24 protein-coding genes (1 of these 24 only partly in view) are annotated in these 17,763 nt (G+C 41.1%); 6 read left to right on the top strand and 18 right to left on the bottom strand.

Translation table 11 applies throughout. The annotated features are described in order from the left end of the window. Positions 1–53 precede the first annotated feature (53 nt). The 18 genes from HY987_RS07290 to HY987_RS07205 form a co-directional block, all read right to left on the bottom strand. Entirely contained in the window at positions 54–1,043 is a 990-nt protein-coding gene (locus HY987_RS07290) for an NADH-quinone oxidoreductase subunit H (protein ID WP_292757110.1), read from the bottom strand. A 13-nt stretch (positions 1,044–1,056) separates the two neighbouring features. Then, on the bottom strand, positions 1,057–2,184 hold the full coding sequence (locus tag HY987_RS07285; RefSeq protein WP_292757108.1) for a nickel-dependent hydrogenase large subunit: 1,128 nt from the start codon (positions 2,182–2,184) through the stop codon (positions 1,057–1,059). 140 nt (positions 2,185–2,324) lie between these two features. Then, the gene (locus HY987_RS07280; RefSeq protein ID WP_004029224.1) at positions 2,325–2,771 is read right to left on the bottom strand and encodes an NADH-quinone oxidoreductase subunit B family protein; all 447 of its coding nucleotides are present in this window, start codon (positions 2,769–2,771) and stop codon (positions 2,325–2,327) included. 122 nt (positions 2,772–2,893) lie between these two features. Next, positions 2,894–3,379, bottom strand: a complete 486-nt coding sequence (locus HY987_RS07275; protein WP_292757105.1) for a 4Fe-4S binding protein — start codon at positions 3,377–3,379, stop codon at positions 2,894–2,896. Continuing rightward, complete coding sequence (locus HY987_RS07270; protein WP_292757103.1) at positions 3,376–4,737, bottom strand: 4Fe-4S binding protein; 1,362 nt, start codon at positions 4,735–4,737, stop codon at positions 3,376–3,378. The genes HY987_RS07275 and HY987_RS07270 overlap by 4 nt, the downstream gene beginning before the upstream one ends. 143 nt (positions 4,738–4,880) lie before the next feature. Continuing rightward, positions 4,881–5,159, bottom strand: coding sequence for an energy-converting hydrogenase B subunit J (locus HY987_RS07265; protein ID WP_292757101.1), 279 nt, complete (start codon positions 5,157–5,159; stop codon positions 4,881–4,883). Between the two features lie 2 nt (positions 5,160–5,161). After that, positions 5,162–5,674: an MnhB domain-containing protein gene (locus tag HY987_RS07260; RefSeq protein WP_292757099.1), complete on the bottom strand. Its 513-nt coding sequence runs from the start codon at positions 5,672–5,674 to the stop codon at positions 5,162–5,164. A 1-nt stretch (position 5,675) separates the two neighbouring features. Next, entirely contained in the window at positions 5,676–5,954 is a 279-nt protein-coding gene (locus HY987_RS07255) for an EhbH (protein ID WP_292757097.1), read from the bottom strand. Next, complete coding sequence (locus HY987_RS07250; protein WP_292757095.1) at positions 5,947–6,282, bottom strand: energy-converting hydrogenase B subunit G, EhbG; 336 nt, start codon at positions 6,280–6,282, stop codon at positions 5,947–5,949. The genes HY987_RS07255 and HY987_RS07250 overlap by 8 nt, the downstream gene beginning before the upstream one ends. Beyond that, positions 6,279–7,784, bottom strand: a complete 1,506-nt coding sequence (ehbF, locus tag HY987_RS07245) for an energy conserving hydrogenase EhbF (RefSeq protein ID WP_292757093.1) — start codon at positions 7,782–7,784, stop codon at positions 6,279–6,281. Before ehbF ends, HY987_RS07250 begins: the two co-directional genes overlap by 4 nt. A 66-nt stretch (positions 7,785–7,850) precedes the next feature. Next, positions 7,851–8,213: a cation:proton antiporter subunit C gene (locus HY987_RS07240; RefSeq protein ID WP_292757091.1), complete on the bottom strand. Its 363-nt coding sequence runs from the start codon at positions 8,211–8,213 to the stop codon at positions 7,851–7,853. Position 8,214: 1 nt separating this feature from the next. Then, positions 8,215–8,448 (bottom strand): DUF4040 domain-containing protein, encoded by a 234-nt coding sequence (locus tag HY987_RS07235; protein ID WP_100905470.1) that lies wholly within the window; start codon positions 8,446–8,448, stop codon positions 8,215–8,217. Next, on the bottom strand, positions 8,441–8,716 hold the full coding sequence (locus HY987_RS07230; protein ID WP_292757087.1) for a cation:proton antiporter: 276 nt from the start codon (positions 8,714–8,716) through the stop codon (positions 8,441–8,443). The genes HY987_RS07235 and HY987_RS07230 overlap by 8 nt, the downstream gene beginning before the upstream one ends. Further along, positions 8,709–8,978 (bottom strand): monovalent cation/H+ antiporter complex subunit F, encoded by a 270-nt coding sequence (locus HY987_RS07225; RefSeq protein ID WP_292757085.1) that lies wholly within the window; start codon positions 8,976–8,978, stop codon positions 8,709–8,711. The genes HY987_RS07230 and HY987_RS07225 overlap by 8 nt, the downstream gene beginning before the upstream one ends. After that, positions 8,975–9,286 (bottom strand): monovalent cation/H+ antiporter subunit E, encoded by a 312-nt coding sequence (locus HY987_RS07220; protein ID WP_292757084.1) that lies wholly within the window; start codon positions 9,284–9,286, stop codon positions 8,975–8,977. Before HY987_RS07220 ends, HY987_RS07225 begins: the two co-directional genes overlap by 4 nt. A gap of 339 nt (positions 9,287–9,625) precedes the next feature. Then, positions 9,626–10,369, bottom strand: a complete 744-nt coding sequence (locus tag HY987_RS07215) for a metal-dependent hydrolase (protein WP_292757082.1) — start codon at positions 10,367–10,369, stop codon at positions 9,626–9,628. A gap of 189 nt (positions 10,370–10,558) precedes the next feature. Next, positions 10,559–11,275: a succinylglutamate desuccinylase/aspartoacylase family protein gene (locus HY987_RS07210; protein ID WP_292757080.1), complete on the bottom strand. Its 717-nt coding sequence runs from the start codon at positions 11,273–11,275 to the stop codon at positions 10,559–10,561. A 130-nt stretch (positions 11,276–11,405) separates the two neighbouring features. Beyond that, on the bottom strand, positions 11,406–12,143 hold the full coding sequence (locus tag HY987_RS07205) for a SagB/ThcOx family dehydrogenase (protein WP_292757078.1): 738 nt from the start codon (positions 12,141–12,143) through the stop codon (positions 11,406–11,408). A 286-nt stretch (positions 12,144–12,429) separates the two neighbouring features. On the opposite strand from HY987_RS07205, the gene HY987_RS07200 reads away from it, so the two are divergent. The 6 genes from HY987_RS07200 to mcrB all read left to right on the top strand — a co-directional run. Continuing rightward, positions 12,430–12,834, top strand: coding sequence for a hypothetical protein (locus tag HY987_RS07200; RefSeq protein WP_292757077.1), 405 nt, complete (start codon positions 12,430–12,432; stop codon positions 12,832–12,834). A 1-nt stretch (position 12,835) separates the two neighbouring features. Further along, positions 12,836–13,429 carry a hypothetical protein gene (locus tag HY987_RS07195; RefSeq protein ID WP_292757075.1) on the top strand — a complete coding sequence of 198 codons (594 nt, stop codon included), beginning with the start codon at positions 12,836–12,838 and terminating at the stop codon, positions 13,427–13,429. A gap of 224 nt (positions 13,430–13,653) precedes the next feature. Continuing rightward, a complete protein-coding gene (locus tag HY987_RS07190) occupies positions 13,654–14,832 on the top strand; it encodes an argininosuccinate synthase (protein ID WP_292757073.1) in 1,179 nt (392 codons plus the stop codon). A gap of 77 nt (positions 14,833–14,909) precedes the next feature. After that, entirely contained in the window at positions 14,910–15,170 is a 261-nt protein-coding gene (locus HY987_RS07185; protein WP_292757071.1) for a pro-sigmaK processing inhibitor BofA family protein, read from the top strand. A gap of 316 nt (positions 15,171–15,486) precedes the next feature. Beyond that, a complete protein-coding gene (locus tag HY987_RS07180; RefSeq protein ID WP_292757069.1) occupies positions 15,487–16,203 on the top strand; it encodes a TetR/AcrR family transcriptional regulator in 717 nt (238 codons plus the stop codon). A 473-nt stretch (positions 16,204–16,676) separates the two neighbouring features. Then, on the top strand, positions 16,677–17,763 hold the 5' portion of the coding sequence (gene mcrB, locus HY987_RS07175; RefSeq protein WP_292757067.1) for a coenzyme-B sulfoethylthiotransferase subunit beta. The gene runs 245 nt beyond the window's last position; 1,087 of the gene's 1,332 nt are visible here — the first part of the coding sequence; the start codon lies at positions 16,677–16,679; its stop codon lies beyond the right edge, outside the window.

The following is a 17,763-nucleotide window of genomic DNA, read 5'->3' as shown; positions in this document are numbered from 1 at the left end:
ACCATAAATTTTTATTATAAACTATTTTCAGTGCCTGTGAAAGGTTAAAAGTTTTAAAGTAAGGCTGCAACTATGGCCAGCACTCCTATAATGGAAACCCCTGCTACAGTGGGGTAGAACTGTTTGTAGGTGAATATTGGTGAGAATGCGCTGAGAACTGCCATGAGCATGGGGAAGAGCAGGGCCACGATGATGGTTATTATGAATGTGGGGTTCAGGATGTTTGGTGCTATTCCCAAGAACAGAGTGGCAAATAGGGTTGACAGTGTGAACATCAAAAATCCACGGGTTATATAAACATATGCCCTGTATTTTGCAGCATATTCCAGGTAGGGTCCTTCAACTACATCAGGTTTGCCTTTTAATATGGCAAATGGGTACTCATTTAAGAGTATCATGTATCCTATGAAGAATACAATTGCTCCCATTACTCCGGCCACAGTGAAGAGAATAGGTCCGTGTACCTGCTGGTAGGCTATGATGTCCTGGAGGTAGATGCTTCCACTCATGGCCACTGCCACAAACATAGCAATGTATACTGGGAATGATCCAAATGCTATGAGCCGGAATGCCCGAAGACTGCTGAGTTCTTCGAAAAATGATTGGGTTGTTTCTGGGTGTGCGGCTCCTTTGGCTTTATCCGGGAAGGGCATGCGTACTGAGAGTACGGATCTGGACAGGCTTCCCATGAACATGTACATTATTTCTTCCACTTTCAGGAATCCTACCAGGGCAATTACACTGGCCAGTGCTCCTAAAAAGTACATCTCAGGGATCAACAATACCAACAGGATTACTACAATTATCAGGCTTATAAGTGGTAGTGCATTGTACAATCGGGGCATTGGGGATTCAGGGGTGATGGTTTTTTTGAAGAAGAATTTGAGGGGGGCCATGATCCCGGGACTGGTGATGGGTGGTCCTACCCTCTGCTGTATCCGGGCGTGGATGAACTTTCGTTCAATACCCGGTAAGAAGAGACTCACAATGAAGGCCACCACCAGGGTGCCTATTACTGCTATTAGGGAATATATAAGGTCCATGGTTTAATTCTCCTCATATCTTAATGATCTCAATTGCCCGGTCAGTGCAGGTGAAACAGGGGTCACATTGCACCACTGAAAGCTGGGCATCGGTAATGTGATGACCGATACAGGCATGTTGCATGGCTCCGATGTTAGCCATGGAGGGCGTTCTTATGACACAGTTTCTAACCCTACCATCTTCCAGGGCATAGGAATGGTAAAGTGTTCCCCTGGGAACTTCAATATAACTCTTGGTAATGGGTGTATCCTGCATCTCCCAACTCCTGTTGGTTATAGGGCCCTCTGGAAGGTCATGAACTGCCTGACGTATGATCTTGATGGCTTCAGGTATCTCCAGAACCCTCATCAGTAGTTGGGACTTGACATCACCATCATCCTGGGTGATTACATCAAACTCAAATGGATCGTACTCCTCCATTTCCCTCCTTAAATCACGGGCAACACCAGTAGCCCGTAGTGTTGGACCAGAGCAAGCAAGTCTAAGGGCATCTTTCTGACTGATTACTCCCACTCCGGTGATCCTGCTCATTACCATGGGATCGGATACAAATCTGTCGGCAAATGCAGTGATTTTCTCTTCAAGAAGATCCATTCCTTCTGTAATCTTTTGTAAACGCATTTCATCCAGTTCACAGCGTGGTCTGACCCCTCCCAGTACTGCTGAACCGTACTGGACACGATTTCCCCCAATCATTCCCAGGAGGTCCATCACTGTTTCTCGGATGTAAAATAGGCGCATTGAGAATGTTTCATGACCCAGTACTTCGCTTCCGTGGGCCAGGTAGAGTAGATGGCTGTGGAGTCTTTCCAGTTCTTCCATTATGATACGGATGTAAGTCGCTCTTTGTGGTACATCTATTCCCAGAGCCATTTCCGCCGTCCGGCAGGAGTTCCAGATGTGGCTGTTGGAGCATATTCCACAGATCTTCTCGGTTAGGCTGTTGGCCTTCTCCACTGGCAGGCCTTCCATGATCCGCTCCACTCCCCTGTGGTTAACTCCCACAGTCATCTCCGCATCGCGGACGATTTCGTCTTCCACAAAGAGTCTTAGCCGGTATGGTTCAAGGGCAGCAGGGTGGACAGTTCCCATTGGAACTTCTGCTTCGATAACCGTCCGGTTTTGTTTGTTATCGTCCATTATGTTACACCTTCATGAGTTTTAAATAATATTCTCGTTTTTTTTTATTTGATGAGTTAGGTTTTGTTGATGAGTTAAAGGATTTATGGTTCCTATTTGGTTAGTGTCAATTTTTTTAAACTGTAATTTCATCCATTTTTTCAATCAGCATTCAATAGTAACGGTAATGCCGATACCAGTCCTGCCACAATATCCTGGGGACGCACTGCACAACCTGGTACTTTGGCATCAACGGGTATTATATTATCCACAGGTCCTGCGATTTCTTCTGAGGGTATGTCACCGTGACAGTTTTTGTACACTCCCCCCATGAGGGCACAGGCCCCTGCAGCTACCACTGCTTTTGGTTCGGGTATAGCTTTGTAGATTTCTCGGAGTGGCTGTTCATTGTGTTTGGTTACCGGTCCGGTGACCACCAGTACATCTGCTTCCCTGGGATTCCAGGTTAAGAATACTTTGTACTGTTCTGCATCGAATTTGGGAGATAATATACAGTTAACTATCTCTATGTCACAGCCGTTGCATCCTCCGGTGTACACCAACATCACGTGTACGGCTCGGCCCCTGGAATATGATTTCAGGCTCATATGATTCCTCTTAAATTTTATGGATTTATGGTTAATTTTATGGATTTATGGTTTATTGAAAATCCTTCATTTTATGTATTATTTTATTTTATTAGTGTTAGTGTAGGCTCTTTTTTAATTTCTTATTCTCTTCTTTTTCTTATGATGGTATTATCAGCTAGGTACTGGGATATGAATGCGATCTTATCATCCGATATCTTCACTGGCTTTTCTAGAAGTTGGGATATGTCTGATGAAACTTCACCAACATCGTTTGGATGTATAGTTCCTGCTTCTCCAAATAAAGCATACAGTGGGCAGAAATCATGACAATAGTAACAGTTAACACATTTTTCACTGTGTAAGACTGGTAGCTGTGTTTTGGTCAGGCCTTCCATTAGTTCCACTGGTTCATCAAGATCCACCATTTCTATGGCTTCAGTGGGACAGGCATTACTGCAACCACCACATCCAATGCAGGAAACTTCAGCCACCTTTTCGGTTGGTGTCACCCGACCTTCCAGGATCATGTTCCTTACTTCCATATCTGTGACTCTGTCACTGGCAAATATGATCCTTTTAAGGTTAGTGTAGGCCCCTTCCAGGAATATAAGGGCTAAATTGGTCATTGTTCCACCTCGAATTCCCTTTCAAATAGTATGGCCCTGGCTGGGCAGGCATTGCTGCAAGCGCCACAGTAGGTACACTTGGAATCATCAACCACAATTTTACCATTTTCATCCTCAGCTATTGCTTCTTCAGGACATATTTTAGTGCATAACTTGCAGTTCATGCACATTTTATCCATCACAAAGGTGAATCCTTCCTTGATTATTTTTTTACGCATGGTAGTGGTGGGTATTGCATTTACAGGACAGTGAATGGCGCATTTCTCACACAGAACACATTTATTGGTATCCACCTCAATGCTTCCTCTTTTAAGTGTGATGGCATCCTTGGGACATAGTTCCGCACATATTCCACAGGATATGCAGTCTTCTGTAACTGAACCATCCCAGGTTACATGTTGGAAGCTACGGGCTTCGTTGATGTCACAGGCCTTAACACACCGGCCACAGGATACACAAAATCCTTTAATCTTCCTTTCGGTGTCTTCTGAAAGTCGGAGTGTTCCTACTGGACAGGCATCAATACAGGCCGTGGTTTCACAGTCCTCACAAAGTGTGGGATCATAGCGTAGGTGCCCGTTTATCATTTTAAGTGCTCCGCCTTCACATGCATCAGCACATAAGCCACAGTTAAGGCAGGATATGATTTTTCCTTCCAGTTTTTCATCTTCTTCCAGTTTTCTGATCTTCACCTGGAAGTCGTCCACGTATATGGCCTGGTTGGGGCATTCTTTCATACACTTGAGACAAACTGTGCATTTTTCAGGGTCGATGGTGCAGTTTTCTATGGCACCTACCGGACACACGTCCTCACAGACCCGGCACTCGGTGCATTTACCCTGAGGTTCCACATCCACCATTATGGCCTCGGTGGGACAGTAGTACTCACAGCGTCGGCAGAGGGTGCATTTTTCATTGTCGGTAACTATACTGGTTCTTTGGGCAACCTCTTCCTCTTTCCTGGAGCGTGTGGGAGGTTGAACCGTGAGATTTAAGGATTCCAGGAATTTAAGTTGCCGGTCCTCGATAACATCATAGGCATCTATTCTTGCCTTCTCTGGGCAGGCCGGGACGCATATGCCACATCTGGAACAGATCCCCTTGACCACTCCATCTTCTATATGGATGCTGTTAACTGGACATGTGAGTTCGCAGACACCACAGGCATTGCATTTAGCCCGGTCTACCACGTATCCTCCGTATTTGTTACGGAAGATTGCACGGTTGGGACAGGCTTCCATGCAGGCACCGCAGGTTATGCAACTGAAGGCTTTGCCATCAACTAGGCGGATTGCCCCGGTGGGGCATTCCTGGATGCATTCTCCAATGCCTTTGCATTTGTTGGTTGTTAGAAACATAAGTTTATACTCCGAGTTGATTTTGTTTCCTGCTTGTGATATTATGTTATTTTGAATTTACAGCTATATTCTGAAGTTAAATTGATTTTAAATTATAATTCAGTGTCTGAATTTTTTATCAGTTATTTTTTTTATTGATTAGGTTAATCCTCCGTTTTTTGAGGTTTGGTACCTCTTCCGAATGTTAATTTACCTAATATGATACCCACTGCTGCGGCCACAAAACCACTGGCAAATGGGGTGTCAATGTAATAGGGGAATGGGCCCAGTGCGTATGCCATTATGAAGGCAACTATGATGAACAGTAAATACACTGAAGCGTTGAATTTCAGTCCGCTCTCTGGAACATCCCTGATTCGAGTTCCCAGGACGAATCCCAGTAACAATCCCAGTATTATCGGACCAATATATACTGTGATCATATTTATTCAACCTCCCCTTCATCTAGTTCTTCAAATTCATCATCAGACTCGTTGGACCCCTTTTCATATTCTTTGAATCCCATGAATGCTATTACCACAGCAGTTAACCCCACCATAACCTTCAGTCCCACTGCAAAGTTAAGGTAAGGTAATATTCCCGCATGGGTGGGGTCGGGGTAGTCGAATATGTTCTTTATGGCAACAGGGACTATGTTGTAGATATCCACTCCCAGGTTGTAGAGATAAAATCCGGAAAACACCAATCCGGCTATGCCCAGGAACACAAATATTAAAGCCCCTATACTTTCTATTCCTGCCAAAAAATCATGAGAAAGATGGAATGGACTGTCTTTAAGCCCATATACGATTAAGCAGAATATTAAAGCTGCCGCAATCATTGCTCCACCCTGGAATCCTCCTCCAGGGGTGATGTGCCCTCCCAGTATGGTGAGCACTCCCAGGCACATGATGACCAGGGCTGCCGGGAATACGAATATTTTGAGTATTGTGCTCATTTTATTTACCTCCAAGTTGGGTTCTGCCCCGTCCAAAGACCAGTAAAACAGCTATAACTGCTGTTACCAGAATAAGAGCTTCACCCAAGGTGTCGTAACCCCTCCAGTCAAATACCACTATGGTTACCATATTGGGGGCTATGTTAGGACCTACATAGTTATAGATATAACTTATACCAGGGTATATCATCTGTTTAAAATGGTATGTAGATTGGAATATTGTAACTGCGAATATAAAGATGGAAAATCCCATTATAAGTTTTCTTATTCCTTCAGACATTTAAATTCCCCCAGTAGAATAGGGTGATTACTATTGCCAGGGCCAATATGACATAGAACATCATAGAAGCCAGTGAATCATTCTGTTCCTTTTTAAAGTGTGGCATGAGAGGCATGGCTATCAGGGCTGCTAGTAGAACCACCATCACCGCCACGAACATCAGGACCTTATTCACCATGCGCAGCATAACCAGTGCCACTAGTATGGATGAAATCAGGGTTATCTCTGCCGTGAGCATGGATGAAGTGGACATGTTGGTTATTGCAGCATCATCCCCCTCTCCCTGGATGTCTTTTATCTTTTTAACTATCAAGTCGTAGAGGTTCATACTATACCTCCTGCTAAACTGGTTGCCAGTGGCTGCAGGTAGCTGGTTACTACCTGTGGGAAGAGTCCAAAGATTATACAAACCACCAGGAATACCAGAAGGGCGATTATGGTGGCTTTGGGTATATCTTCATTCTTTAACTCCAGATCAACAGGTTTTGGACGTAGGAAAACTGCGTGGAATGCTTTCATGAAGGTCATGAAGGTCACGATACTCAGGAGTATCATTATTACCCCTAACTCCGGGAAACCGGCACTGATAGATGCCTGGATGAGCATGAGTTTGCTCTGGAATGCGTTTAATGGTGGCACTCCTGCCATTGCAAATCCTGCCATTAAGACCAGGAAGGCCACCAGAGGATTTCTTTGCAGCATCCCCCCCAGTTTGCGGGTGTCGCTGACTCTAGTTTGGTAGAGTACTGTTCCAAATCCTATGAATAAGAATGCAGTGATTATTACTTCGTTAACTGCCTGGAAGAGTCCGGCTGTTATTCCGAATGCTGTGCCCAATCCCAGTCCAATGCCTATATATCCCAGTTCACCCACTGCCAGGAAGCCGATCATCCGTTTGATGTCAGTCTGAACAATGGCCATGGTAATTCCCAGGATCATAGCCAGCAGGGATGCTCCCAGTATCACCCACTGGGAGAATGGGAGGTAGGAAAATATTCTCAGGATAATGATTCCCAGGGCAATGAAGATGAAAACCGAAAATGCCTGGATGAGTGCTGCTCCACTGGGGAGGGCTTTACTGTAAATTGCTGATTTGATGGTGTGGAATGGGGGAAGTCCCGAACCGTACAACCATCCGAATACTATTAAACCACAGGCCATTAAGAGCACTGGATTTTTAGGATCCACCAGTCCATTTTGGAGGGAATATATGATGTCACTAATGTTCACGTTTCCTGTAACCCCTAGAATGAGGGCTATCCCTAAAAGGAATAATGGTGCGGCTATACTCCCCAGTATCATATATTTAAGGGCAGTTTCGTAGTTGCCTTTTACATTGGAAACCAGTACTATTCCCACTGTTGCCAGGGCTGCGATCTCAAAGAAGACATAGAGGTTGAATATGTCATCGGTTAAGAGTATGGCAGTTACTGCAGCAATTCCCATGAACATCATGTATCCGTATACTCCTGATGGTCGGCGGGTCTCGTAAAGTGAGGTGAATATGGCCAGAAGCCCCACCAGTCCCAGGATGAATACGAATATTTTCTGTGCACTCTGGAAGGAGTAGGTGATTGCCGGGTGGAATGTGTTTAAGGCAGTTCCAGTGATGAGTGAGGGCAGATTATTGGATAAGGTTGGATTTTCAATGAGGGGCGCATATCCCCCGAAATAATGCAAACCATAATTAGCCAGAAGAGGTAATGCTGGCAGTGATAAAGCTAAAATAATGGCTATGGTCTTGATTGTGCGATCCTTTTTATGTAAAAGGTTTAGAAACAGTGCACACAGTATGGGAACAATAACCATCAGGGGTATTAAGAGGTTCACAATATCCCTCCTGTACCATTGTAATATATATTGTTGATTTTGTTGGAATCATAAAGTGACATTTGATTACTCTCCCAGAATCTCCTTTGCGCTTAAAGATCCGCGCTTTTTGTAGAGTACGATGATAATTCCCAGCATCACTGCCATGGTACTGGCTCCAATCACAATGCTGGTTAAAACCATTGCAAATGGTAGAGGATAAGCTGCATTCTGGGAGAACCATTCTGCTGCCATACCAGGCAAGTAGATATAGACTATTCCTCCCGGTTTGTAACCCATGGCAATCAAAAACAGGTTAACCCCATCTCCAATGAAAGCCAGTCCTATTATTTTTTTAATGAGGTTATCCAGGAATGCTGCAGCAAAAATACCGATGATAATTAGTGCTACTGCGGTAAATAATGATGTGATTTGTACGTCAATGACCATCTTATTCCTCCATCCTACGTGTTTTGTAGACTGCCAGTGCAAAGAACACCGGGATGATAGCGGCTCCCACAATGGCCTGGGTAAGGGCCACATCAGGGGCCAGTAGATACTGGTATAGAATGGCAATTGAAGCTCCGCTGATACCCACCAGGATAGCAGATTTCAATAGATCCCTCTGCATCAAAGCTAGGATAGCTCCTAAAACTGCAGTTAGCATGAATAAATATTCAATCATCTTTATCCTCCCCATAATAGTAACCATTGGCTATGGCATGGGATGCGAAGGGTGTTAATATAAAGTAAACTCCAGCCAGCAAGGGTTCTCCCAGCACAAGTAAAGAAACCATACAGGCCACGTCAATAACGCCTAAAATATGTACACGGGCATATAAAACCCTTTCCATATCGTCCTTGTATCTTATAATTCCAATAGCTGTCAGGATTACCAGAACTGCTGCTACGAGAAGTATTATTGATTTTATAATGGTAATTATATCATCCACGGGCATACCCCCTTAAGACTCGGGCAAAGGCTATGGTTCCAACCACATCCATAATTAACAATGCCATGGCTATATCACGGCAAAAGGCAATACCGTAAAGGTTCTGCAACAGGATCAGGAATGTGGCTACGGCGATGGTAAATCCGGATAATCCCACCAGTCCCATGGCTATTGTTTTGCGGGTGGCAATTCGGATGGTGGCCACTGCAAATATTGCCAAAGCCGCCATTAATACATATTGCGAGAATACAAACAAGTTCATTCTAACATCCCTTTAATGTATGGTTCAAATGGTATAACATCCTCGTTGGAACGTGGAGTTATGGTAGCAACCCTTAAAACCTGTTTTTCTGAGTCAAGATCAATGGATAAGGTTCCAGGAGTCAGGGTAATACTGTTGGCAAGAATAGTTTGGGAGATGGGTCTTTTAAGCACTGTGGGGATTTCCACTACAACTGGATCCACTTTGCCGTTTACAGTTCTGATTGCAACGTCAATGGTGGCTTTGATTATCTCCCATATCAATACAATGAAATAGGCGATTCCGTAGAATATTCTGGTTATAAACATGGTAATTAGCCCCTTAATCTTTTAATATTGATGGATCATAAACAGTTAACACCGTTAAAGGATAAACGCCGTATTAGCTGTTATCACGCGCATATTAATTCATCGTGACCATAATGTATGACCATGATAAATTACAATTCATCATTATAAAACATGATATATAAAGATAACTAAATTTCTTCCAGACCTAAATTTAGACCTCCCTTTCAATTGAATATATTATAATTATTAATATTATTATTGAAGAAAAAAACCCTGAAAAAATTGGTGCTCTTTTTTATTCTAAATGAAATTATTCTTTACTTGAAATTTTCCCTACTTCATACTGATCAAATTAATTCAAATGATTCCCATTGGATTGAATGTAGTTAACTGAGGGAATGTAGTTAAAAAATAATTTAAAGACAGGTAGTTTTCTCCAGGATAAATATAAAGAACTGCCACACTGACCAGCCACAGGGCAATAATGAATAATCCAGTCATTTTACCGTACCTGTGTTTGGATAATGGATCGAAAAGTTTCACCCCACTACCGGTGAAGAGATCCAGGATCAGATGACTCAATGAACCTACAAATAAAGCTGTTGCCACGTAAAAAAAGTTAAAACTGGTTAAAGGTGTTAAAAATATCCCAATTGTTACCAGTAACGCGTATAAAATGAGCAATCCTCTATTTAAAACTATTATTCCCAGAATTAATGAGGTTAATAGGAAAGTAATCCGTGGATCTGGTGTTAAAATCATTAAAATGTTCTGAAAACTGATTACAAACAGAGCCAGGCATGCTGCAGCCAGAGCAGTTCCAGGAACAGAATGTACAAAACCCCGATGCTGTGCAACAAAGAAGAATAATGCTATGCTTATCAATAATATTCCAGTGAATGAAGTGATTTGAAAAAATGGGAGTATTAATGCCAGAATACCCCCAGCAAGTGCCATTAGAACCAGGTTTCTATAACGGAAACTGGTGTCCAGATCCACAACCGAAGCCCCCACCACAGCCAGGGACAGGTAGTAAACATCAGGAAAGAAGGGGAATATCATTATAAGTGAGAATAATATGTGTTTTTTGTAAGAAGGCATGTTATCAGTTTCTATGATTTCAGGAGAATGATTAAGAGCATATCTTGTATTACAAAAGCATACCATGGGATAATGCATTGTTATAGGAATTAACCGCCAATATTGGGCAAATTAACATTACTATTTTTCTGTAGATTTATAGGTTTTGAAATAATAATGAAAGAAAGGGGAAATTGAAAGAAAGGGAAATTATATCATATTAAAATAATCCAGGAAAGACTTCATCTGCATAAAAGACCTTTCAACACTCCCAGAATCTACTTTCCCATTTCTGGAGACTACTTCGCAAGTCACTGCAGGTATTCCACTGATATTCAACTCGTCTTCCAGGGCACCACCATACAGGGTTCCGGCTCGTTCCTGAGAAATAACCTTAGAAGATGTCTGGTGGGTTATATGACTGGCTATCTTAAAACTCTCATAACATGGCTTTTTAGAGCAAAAAACACTTTCTATTCCAGGGTTACTCTGGGGTTGGGTGGAGTGAAAGTCAGCTGCTGCTTGGATTTTCAGTTTTTGGGCGGTTTTTAAAATGGTATTTGAAATGCATCCTTCCTTAAAGGTCTTCCGATTCATATCCCAACCATTAAATCTTCGTGAATTTTTCATGGTCGCATAGGGGATGGCTATGGGGATGGTGTAAACTGTTCCCTTGATTTTTTTACCATCTAACTGATTCAAGAGTTTGAAAAAAGCCACTTGAGGGGGGAGTTCGTTTCCGTGAATGCCTGCACATAGAAGAATATGGGGAGGTCCTGATCCAAACTTTAAAAGTGGAGTCCCCGTTAACGCAGAGTCAATTAAGGGTTTTCCAATACTACCTTGAGTCAATTCTTCCATTAACTCCTGATTAAGGGAAATGTCACCTCCAGTATCCTGGGCAATAGTTATAACTTCACAGTCCATACCGCTCACCATACACCTAAAATGTTTTCTTCCATCAAATAGAGGCTTATCACTGGATAAAATATTATATCAGTCACAGTTATTTTATATTAACCACCCACAGCTAAGGACTTAACTCATTTTGAAATGGTTATGATGCCTGGTAACCCACTGGATAGATATATATGGGGGTCTCATTTGATGGTAACTTCAAAAGGTTTATCATCTGATCATCGTAAAAGGATCCAATGGCCACTGTGCCCAGACCACGAGAAACTGCCTCTAAATATATGTTCTCCCCAATATGACCTGCTTCAATATCCACAAATCGCGTGCTTAAATTTTCATCAGGATATTTATCTTTCATTTTCTGATAGTTTCCAGTGATCACCAGACTTATTGGTGCTTCATCAACCCATGTTTGCCCATGAGCTGCCTGTGACAAATTATAGGTTTGATCACCTTCCACTATTTTTTCTAAAGTGTTATTATAAGGATTATAACGATATATACCAGCTCCAAGGCCTTGAACACCGTTATCGCCCGCAACTAGATAAACTTCCATGGGAAAAACATGACCAGCAGAAGGAGTGGTCCGATAATTCCTCTCAGAGTCTGTTATTCCCTGAGCCGCCCACAAAAGCTGTGAAGCATCTTGCAGAGTAAGAGCGGTTGCACTGAAATTTCTAACGGAACGTCTGTTTTGTATGGCCTGATCCACAGACATTCCACTGGTAACCTCAGCTTGGGGAAGGTTATATGTTCCTAAAACTACTTGGGTCTGATTTTGCGTAACTGGCTGCATGAAAACTGCGTAGGTTAAGTAAAAAACTAGGAAAGCGGAAAGTAATATAATTATCACCAGAACATATTTACTCTTTTTTTGCATTAATCCCACCATTACCCCGAGTTCTTTGAGTTACTCTCCTTCTGTTGAATTACTCTCCATTGATATATTAAGAACTTAAACTTGTCTTGAAAAACTTTAATATTCAGAGACATATTAAATTATCCTAAGTAAAACTACACTATACTATAATATATTAGAATTTTCTAGATTATGGATTCTTAGGAATTAAATTAATAAAATATATATTAGATAAAAATATCTTAGATTGAAATCCTTAGATCGAATTTGAATAATTCTTAGATTAAAGATTTTAATTCACGATACCATGACTTACGATCTGATAACCATATCCATCACCCTTATAGCTGCCTATTTGGGAAGTTACATTCTTTACCATAAAAATTATATAAAAAAATCTATTCACATCCGTTTATGGAATATTCTTATTCTTTTAACCTTCCTTATATCTGCAGGGGCGGGTTTAGTGCTTATAAGCCTTGCAGAATATGGGATTGCACTCCCTATCAGCCAGGGACTCCTTTACTGGCATGTTCAGTTTGCCATAGCCATGTTCTGGATTGCCATTTTCCACATACACTCTTACTGGATGTCTTCCCCTGGCAAAAAATCCGATGATTTGGGTGAAGCAAATAAATCAAGTGAAGCAGATAAATCCAGCGAACCAGATAAATCCAGTGAAGAATCTGGTAAAAATTCAGGAGGAAATTAAAGTGAAAAAATTGTATGTGGTTCTTTTAATTGCCCTCCTCACACCAATAGCAGTTTACGCATGGAATGACTGTCCTTATGGCTTATTAAACGATCCCTTCCCTGGCCAGTGCCCCCGTTATGTGGACACTAATCAGGATAACCTATGTGACCACTCTGAATCTCCCAGTTCCGGAACCCTGACGAACAGTTCAACAACACAGTCCAATGATAGTATTAATAGTAAAAATAATAGCAATAGTAGCTTTTCTGATATTCAGAATGCCAGTTCAGTTCCCCCTGAAAATTATAACTTAATACCCTTGATCACAACCACCCTCATTATTTATCTGATTACTTATCTCCTGTACCTGGAAAACCATCTGAAAAGGAGTATCTACTATTCTATCTGGAAATATGTACTTATGGTCAGCTTCATTTTAACTGGAGTCACCGGACTCATCCTGGGCATATTCATCAATTATGGAATTCAAACATCCTGGAATCTGACCATTGACTTCTGGCATGCAGAATTTGCAATTATAATGGCAGTCAGCACATTAACACACATACATCTTTACTGGAAACAAGTTAAAAAGGTTTTCAAGATAATATAATCATTAAAAAAGAATTTAAATCATGTTTTTTTTATTTTTCTCTTATCAAATCAATTCCCTATAATAATATATCAAAAAAATCATATCAAAAAAAATCGGTCATTTATAATATAATAAAGTTTTTTATAGGCCTGTCATCATAACTTTATCAATATTTATTCTGTTACAAAATACCAATAATAGGACAATACAATTAAAATCAGGAGTATCAAGGAGATTTAAAAATGGAAAAAGTGGTTCTGGCGTTCAGCGGTGGGCTGGACACCTCAGTATGCATAAAATTACTGGAAGAAGAATATGACCAGAAAGTTATAACTGCCTGTGTGGATGTTGGACAGCCTGAAGAGGAAATCACACGACCTGCTAAACTGGCAGGTGAGATGGGCCTGGAACATTACACCATCGATGCCAAGGATGAGTTCGCACGTGAATTCATATTCAAAGCCATCAAGGCCAACGCAGTTTACGAAGGTTACCCCCTGAGCACTGCTCTGGCAAGACCACTCATTGCCATTAAAATTGTGGAACTGGCTGAGAAGGTTGGTGCAAAGGCCATTGCCCATGGTTGCACTGGTAAAGGGAATGATCAGTTCCGATTCGAGTCTATAATCCGATCACACTCAGATTGCAACGTCATCGCCCCCATACGGGATCTGAACCTCACCCGGACTGAAGAAGTTAAGTATGCCCAGTCCCATGGAATACCCCTCCCTTCGGATAAACTTTACAGTATAGACGAGAATTTATGGGGCCGTTCCATAGAAGGAGACATCCTGGAGGACCCCATGGTGGAAACCCCTGAAGAGGCCTTTAGCTGGACTCGCTCCACTGAGGATGCACCTGATGAAGCAGAGATAATTGAGATATCCTTTGAAGAAGGTGTTCCCACTGAAATCAACGGAGAACTCATGGGACCCCTGGATATAATTCAGAGGGCCAATGAAACTGCAGGTACTCATGGAATTGGCAGGGTGGACATTATGGAAGACAGGATCATAGGTTTAAAATCCAGGGAGAACTACGAAACACCTGGTGCTGTTCTGTTAATCGCTGCTCACCGTGCCCTAGACCAGTTAGTTTTAACCAGGGAGGAGTTGAAGTTCTCTGAAATTGTATCACAAACCTATTCCGAACTGGTCTACAATGGATTATGGCACGAACCCCTACGGGAAGATCTGGATCAGCTAATTGACAACATGCAGGGACGGGTCTCCGGTACGGTCCGGTTAAAGCTACACAAAGGCAGCATACGCATCCTGGGAAGAGAATCTCCTTTCAGCCTGTACCAGGAGGAAGCTGTTTCCTTTGAGGATAAAGAGATGGACCAAAGAGAAATGGCCGGTATGGTTAAAAATTACGGGATTCAGGCGGCTTGTTATCAGGAGATATGCCGCAGGAAATGAATTAAAAATAATTTGATATTAAACTTTGGGGATAAAAATAGGATGAAAATCTGGGATGATTTAAAGAGGAACCCCTAATGGAAATCTTGACCCTGGTAATTATTGGAATAATCCTATTAGTTGTGGGCATATTCTTTGCCAGCATCCTGTTAAAGCTGGGAAAGGTTGCTCTGAGCATCCTGTTGCACATGGCACTGGGATGGATACTCCTCTTCATCTGGAACATCCTTCCCTTTTTCAAAATCCCCATCAATATACTCACCATGCTTGTGGCCGGTTTTGGTGGGATAATCGGGGTGGCTGTGCTTATTTTAGCTAAAGCATTGGGTTTATATTAATAAATTTAAAAATAATATAATTTAAAGAGTAATCAAATAAAAATTTAATTAAATAAATTAATTGATGATATTAGCTGTTTTAATTATTTTGCCTTAATTTTCTGTATTATACAAAAATAAAGTGTAATTAATATTTTTATTTTGTAATCCCCGTATTTAACACTCTAAACATGAATTAAATAGTCTTTCAAACAAACAATTTTTTAGAATATAAATAGTTTTAGAATTAAATTAAAAAGGAAAGTATTAACCATTAATAAAGTATAGTTTTACTAACTGAAGGTTATTTGATAACCACTGTTTAGGGGTTGAAATTATGTCCATCAAGGATCGGAGGGAACGGGAAAAGGAACAACGGCGAAATGACATATTCAAGGCTGCTGAGAAGTTATTCTTATCCAGGGGTTATGATGATGTCTCCATGAATGACATAGCCCAGGAAGTTGAACTGAGTAAAGCCACTCTTTATCTCTACTTTGATAACAAGGATGAACTTTTTTTTGCCATTGTTTTGCGTGGGACCCGGATATTAAATTCAATGATCAAGGAAGATGTGAAGAAAGCCAACTCTGGAATTGATAAAGTTTCAGCATTTAGAATGGCTTATCACGATTTTAACAGAGATTATTCCGACTATATCCGCATTTATAATTATTTTCAGTCTGGAAGATTTGAAATAGCCTACAAAGACTCTTTTAAAGATTATAAATCTTTTAAATCAAAAAATCACTATTTTGATCTTTCTGAACTCAAAAGTGCCAGCGAATATCTCAACAGTATCCATGAAATGCGTATCGAACGATTCACAATTATGTGTAACTCTGTACAGGCCGGCATAGATGATGGCACAATTCGTCCGGATGTGGATCCCGCAGAAGCAGCAGTATTATTATCCTCTATCTCTAAAAGCATGTCTGACATTCCCCCAGACCACCGGAAAATACTGGAAAAAAGAGGAATTGACCGTGAAAAATTCGTAACAGATGTAGAGAATCTGATCAGACATATGATAATGAGTTATGAGCCGGAATGAGTTTTAAATATTCCAAATAAATTAACCCTAAGATTACTATCTTATAAACTAATTTTTTATTATATAAACTAATTTTTCGAGTATAACCATTTATTCAATAAATTAGCTGATTTTTTACAGTAATACTATTTTATGATTTTTAACAGATTATTTACATTTTAAATCAGGTTTGATTATTACTAATTTTTCAATATTTAACTCTGGAAAATCAAACCGAAATCCTTATAAGTTCTACTGCTGGTTACTAAATAACCAAGAGTCATTAAATTATTGTTGGTTACCTTATAACTAAAAGTAATATTATCACTAAGAGTTACATTATCACCATAGGTCTGGACATATGAAGGAAAGGAAAATTTAACGTTCAGATCCCTTTATCACCAATCACGTTCCCCCCTACAGATTCGAAGATAGAGACCTTTGCCAGTCTCTTCTTCAACCCCCTATTAAAAAATTAAAGAGGTGTAAACGTTATGCCAACCTATGAAGACAAAATAGACCTATATGGCGCAGATGGAAAGCTTTTAGAGAGCAATGTCCCTTTAGAAGCAGTAAGTCCAATGTTAAACCCCACAATAGAAAATATTGTGCAGGAAGTCAAGCGATCCGTTGCAGTCAACTTAGCCGGGATTGAAAAATCACTGGAAAAGGCAGCTTACGGTGGTAAATCTAATTTTATTCCAGGAAGAGAACTAAAACTACCTATTGTAGAAAACGTCGACATCCTGGCAGAAAAAATTGAAAAAATGATCCGTATTGATGATGAAGACGACTTCAACCTCAAATTCATCAACAAAGGGGAACAACTTCTGGTACAATTACCATCCCAGCGACTAAAAATGGCTGGAGACTACACAGTTTCCACCATGGTCACTGGATCAGCAGTGGTTCAGGCCATTATCGACACTTTCGATGTGAACAAGTTCGATGCATCAGCCATTAAAACCGCTGTTTTAGGTAAATACCCACAATCAGTTGATTTCTCAGGTGCTAACGTCAGCGCTTTACTGGGCCCACCACAGATGTTAGAAGGTATGGGTTACGGTCTGCGAAACATCATGGCCAACCACGTGGTAGCCATAACCAAGAAAAACACCTTAAACGCAGTAGCACTATCTTCACTCTTAGAACAAACAGCTAACTTCGAAATGGGTGATGCTATAGGTGCATTTGAAAGATTCCACCTTCTAGGATTAGCTTACCAGGGCCTAAACGCCAACAATTTGGTATTTGATCTGGTTAAACAAAATGGTAAAGGAACCGTTGGAACTGTCGTAACCTCACTGGTAGAAAGAGCAGTAGATGACGGAGTTATCAAAGTGGCCAAAACCATGCCATCAGGATACAACATCTACGAACCAGTTGACTGGGCACTATGGAATGCATACGCAGCAGCAGGACTCATGAGTTCCGTTATCGTGAATATCGGTGCTTCTCGAGCAGCTCAGGGAGTTGCATCCACCCTACTGTACTACAATGACATACTCGAATTTGAAACCAGCCTACCCGGTGTGGACTACGGTCGCGTAGAAGGAACCGGTGTGGGAATGAGCTTCTTCT

It is taken from the genome of Methanobacterium sp. (assembly GCF_016217785.1).
Classification (GTDB): domain Archaea; phylum Methanobacteriota; class Methanobacteria; order Methanobacteriales; family Methanobacteriaceae; genus Methanobacterium.
This window is presented reverse-complemented; position numbering and strand designations above follow the sequence as displayed.

Excerpts from the sequence above, each read along its gene's own strand:
- HY987_RS07235 (WP_100905470.1), bottom strand. The coding sequence starts at position 8,448 with ATGATTGAATATTTATTCATGCTAACTGCAGTTTTAGGAGCTATCCTA.
- HY987_RS07275 (WP_292757105.1), bottom strand. The coding sequence starts at position 3,379 with ATGACCAATTTAGCCCTTATATTCCTGGAAGGGGCCTACACTAACCTT.
- HY987_RS07285 (WP_292757108.1), bottom strand. The coding sequence starts at position 2,184 with ATGGACGATAACAAACAAAACCGGACGGTTATCGAAGCAGAAGTTCCA.
- HY987_RS07220 (WP_292757084.1), bottom strand. The coding sequence starts at position 9,286 with ATGTTTATAACCAGAATATTCTACGGAATCGCCTATTTCATTGTATTG.
- HY987_RS07180 (WP_292757069.1), top strand. The coding sequence starts at position 15,487 with ATGTCCATCAAGGATCGGAGGGAACGGGAAAAGGAACAACGGCGAAAT.
- HY987_RS07250 (WP_292757095.1), bottom strand. The coding sequence starts at position 6,282 with ATGAACCTCTACGACTTGATAGTTAAAAAGATAAAAGACATCCAGGGA.
- HY987_RS07270 (WP_292757103.1), bottom strand. The coding sequence starts at position 4,737 with ATGTTTCTAACAACCAACAAATGCAAAGGCATTGGAGAATGCATCCAG.
- HY987_RS07215 (WP_292757082.1), bottom strand. The coding sequence starts at position 10,369 with ATGCCTTCTTACAAAAAACACATATTATTCTCACTTATAATGATATTC.
- HY987_RS07290 (WP_292757110.1), bottom strand. The coding sequence starts at position 1,043 with ATGGACCTTATATATTCCCTAATAGCAGTAATAGGCACCCTGGTGGTG.
- HY987_RS07265 (WP_292757101.1), bottom strand. The coding sequence starts at position 5,159 with ATGATCACAGTATATATTGGTCCGATAATACTGGGATTGTTACTGGGA.
- HY987_RS07190 (WP_292757073.1), top strand. The coding sequence starts at position 13,654 with ATGGAAAAAGTGGTTCTGGCGTTCAGCGGTGGGCTGGACACCTCAGTA.
- HY987_RS07210 (WP_292757080.1), bottom strand. The coding sequence starts at position 11,275 with ATGGACTGTGAAGTTATAACTATTGCCCAGGATACTGGAGGTGACATT.
- HY987_RS07240 (WP_292757091.1), bottom strand. The coding sequence starts at position 8,213 with ATGGTCATTGACGTACAAATCACATCATTATTTACCGCAGTAGCACTA.
- HY987_RS07205 (WP_292757078.1), bottom strand. The coding sequence starts at position 12,143 with ATGCAAAAAAAGAGTAAATATGTTCTGGTGATAATTATATTACTTTCC.
- HY987_RS07255 (WP_292757097.1), bottom strand. The coding sequence starts at position 5,954 with ATGTCTGAAGGAATAAGAAAACTTATAATGGGATTTTCCATCTTTATA.
- HY987_RS07225 (WP_292757085.1), bottom strand. The coding sequence starts at position 8,978 with ATGAACTTGTTTGTATTCTCGCAATATGTATTAATGGCGGCTTTGGCA.
- HY987_RS07200 (WP_292757077.1), top strand. The coding sequence starts at position 12,430 with ATGACTTACGATCTGATAACCATATCCATCACCCTTATAGCTGCCTAT.
- HY987_RS07185 (WP_292757071.1), top strand. The coding sequence starts at position 14,910 with ATGGAAATCTTGACCCTGGTAATTATTGGAATAATCCTATTAGTTGTG.
- HY987_RS07260 (WP_292757099.1), bottom strand. The coding sequence starts at position 5,674 with ATGAGCACAATACTCAAAATATTCGTATTCCCGGCAGCCCTGGTCATC.
- HY987_RS07280 (WP_004029224.1), bottom strand. The coding sequence starts at position 2,771 with ATGAGCCTGAAATCATATTCCAGGGGCCGAGCCGTACACGTGATGTTG.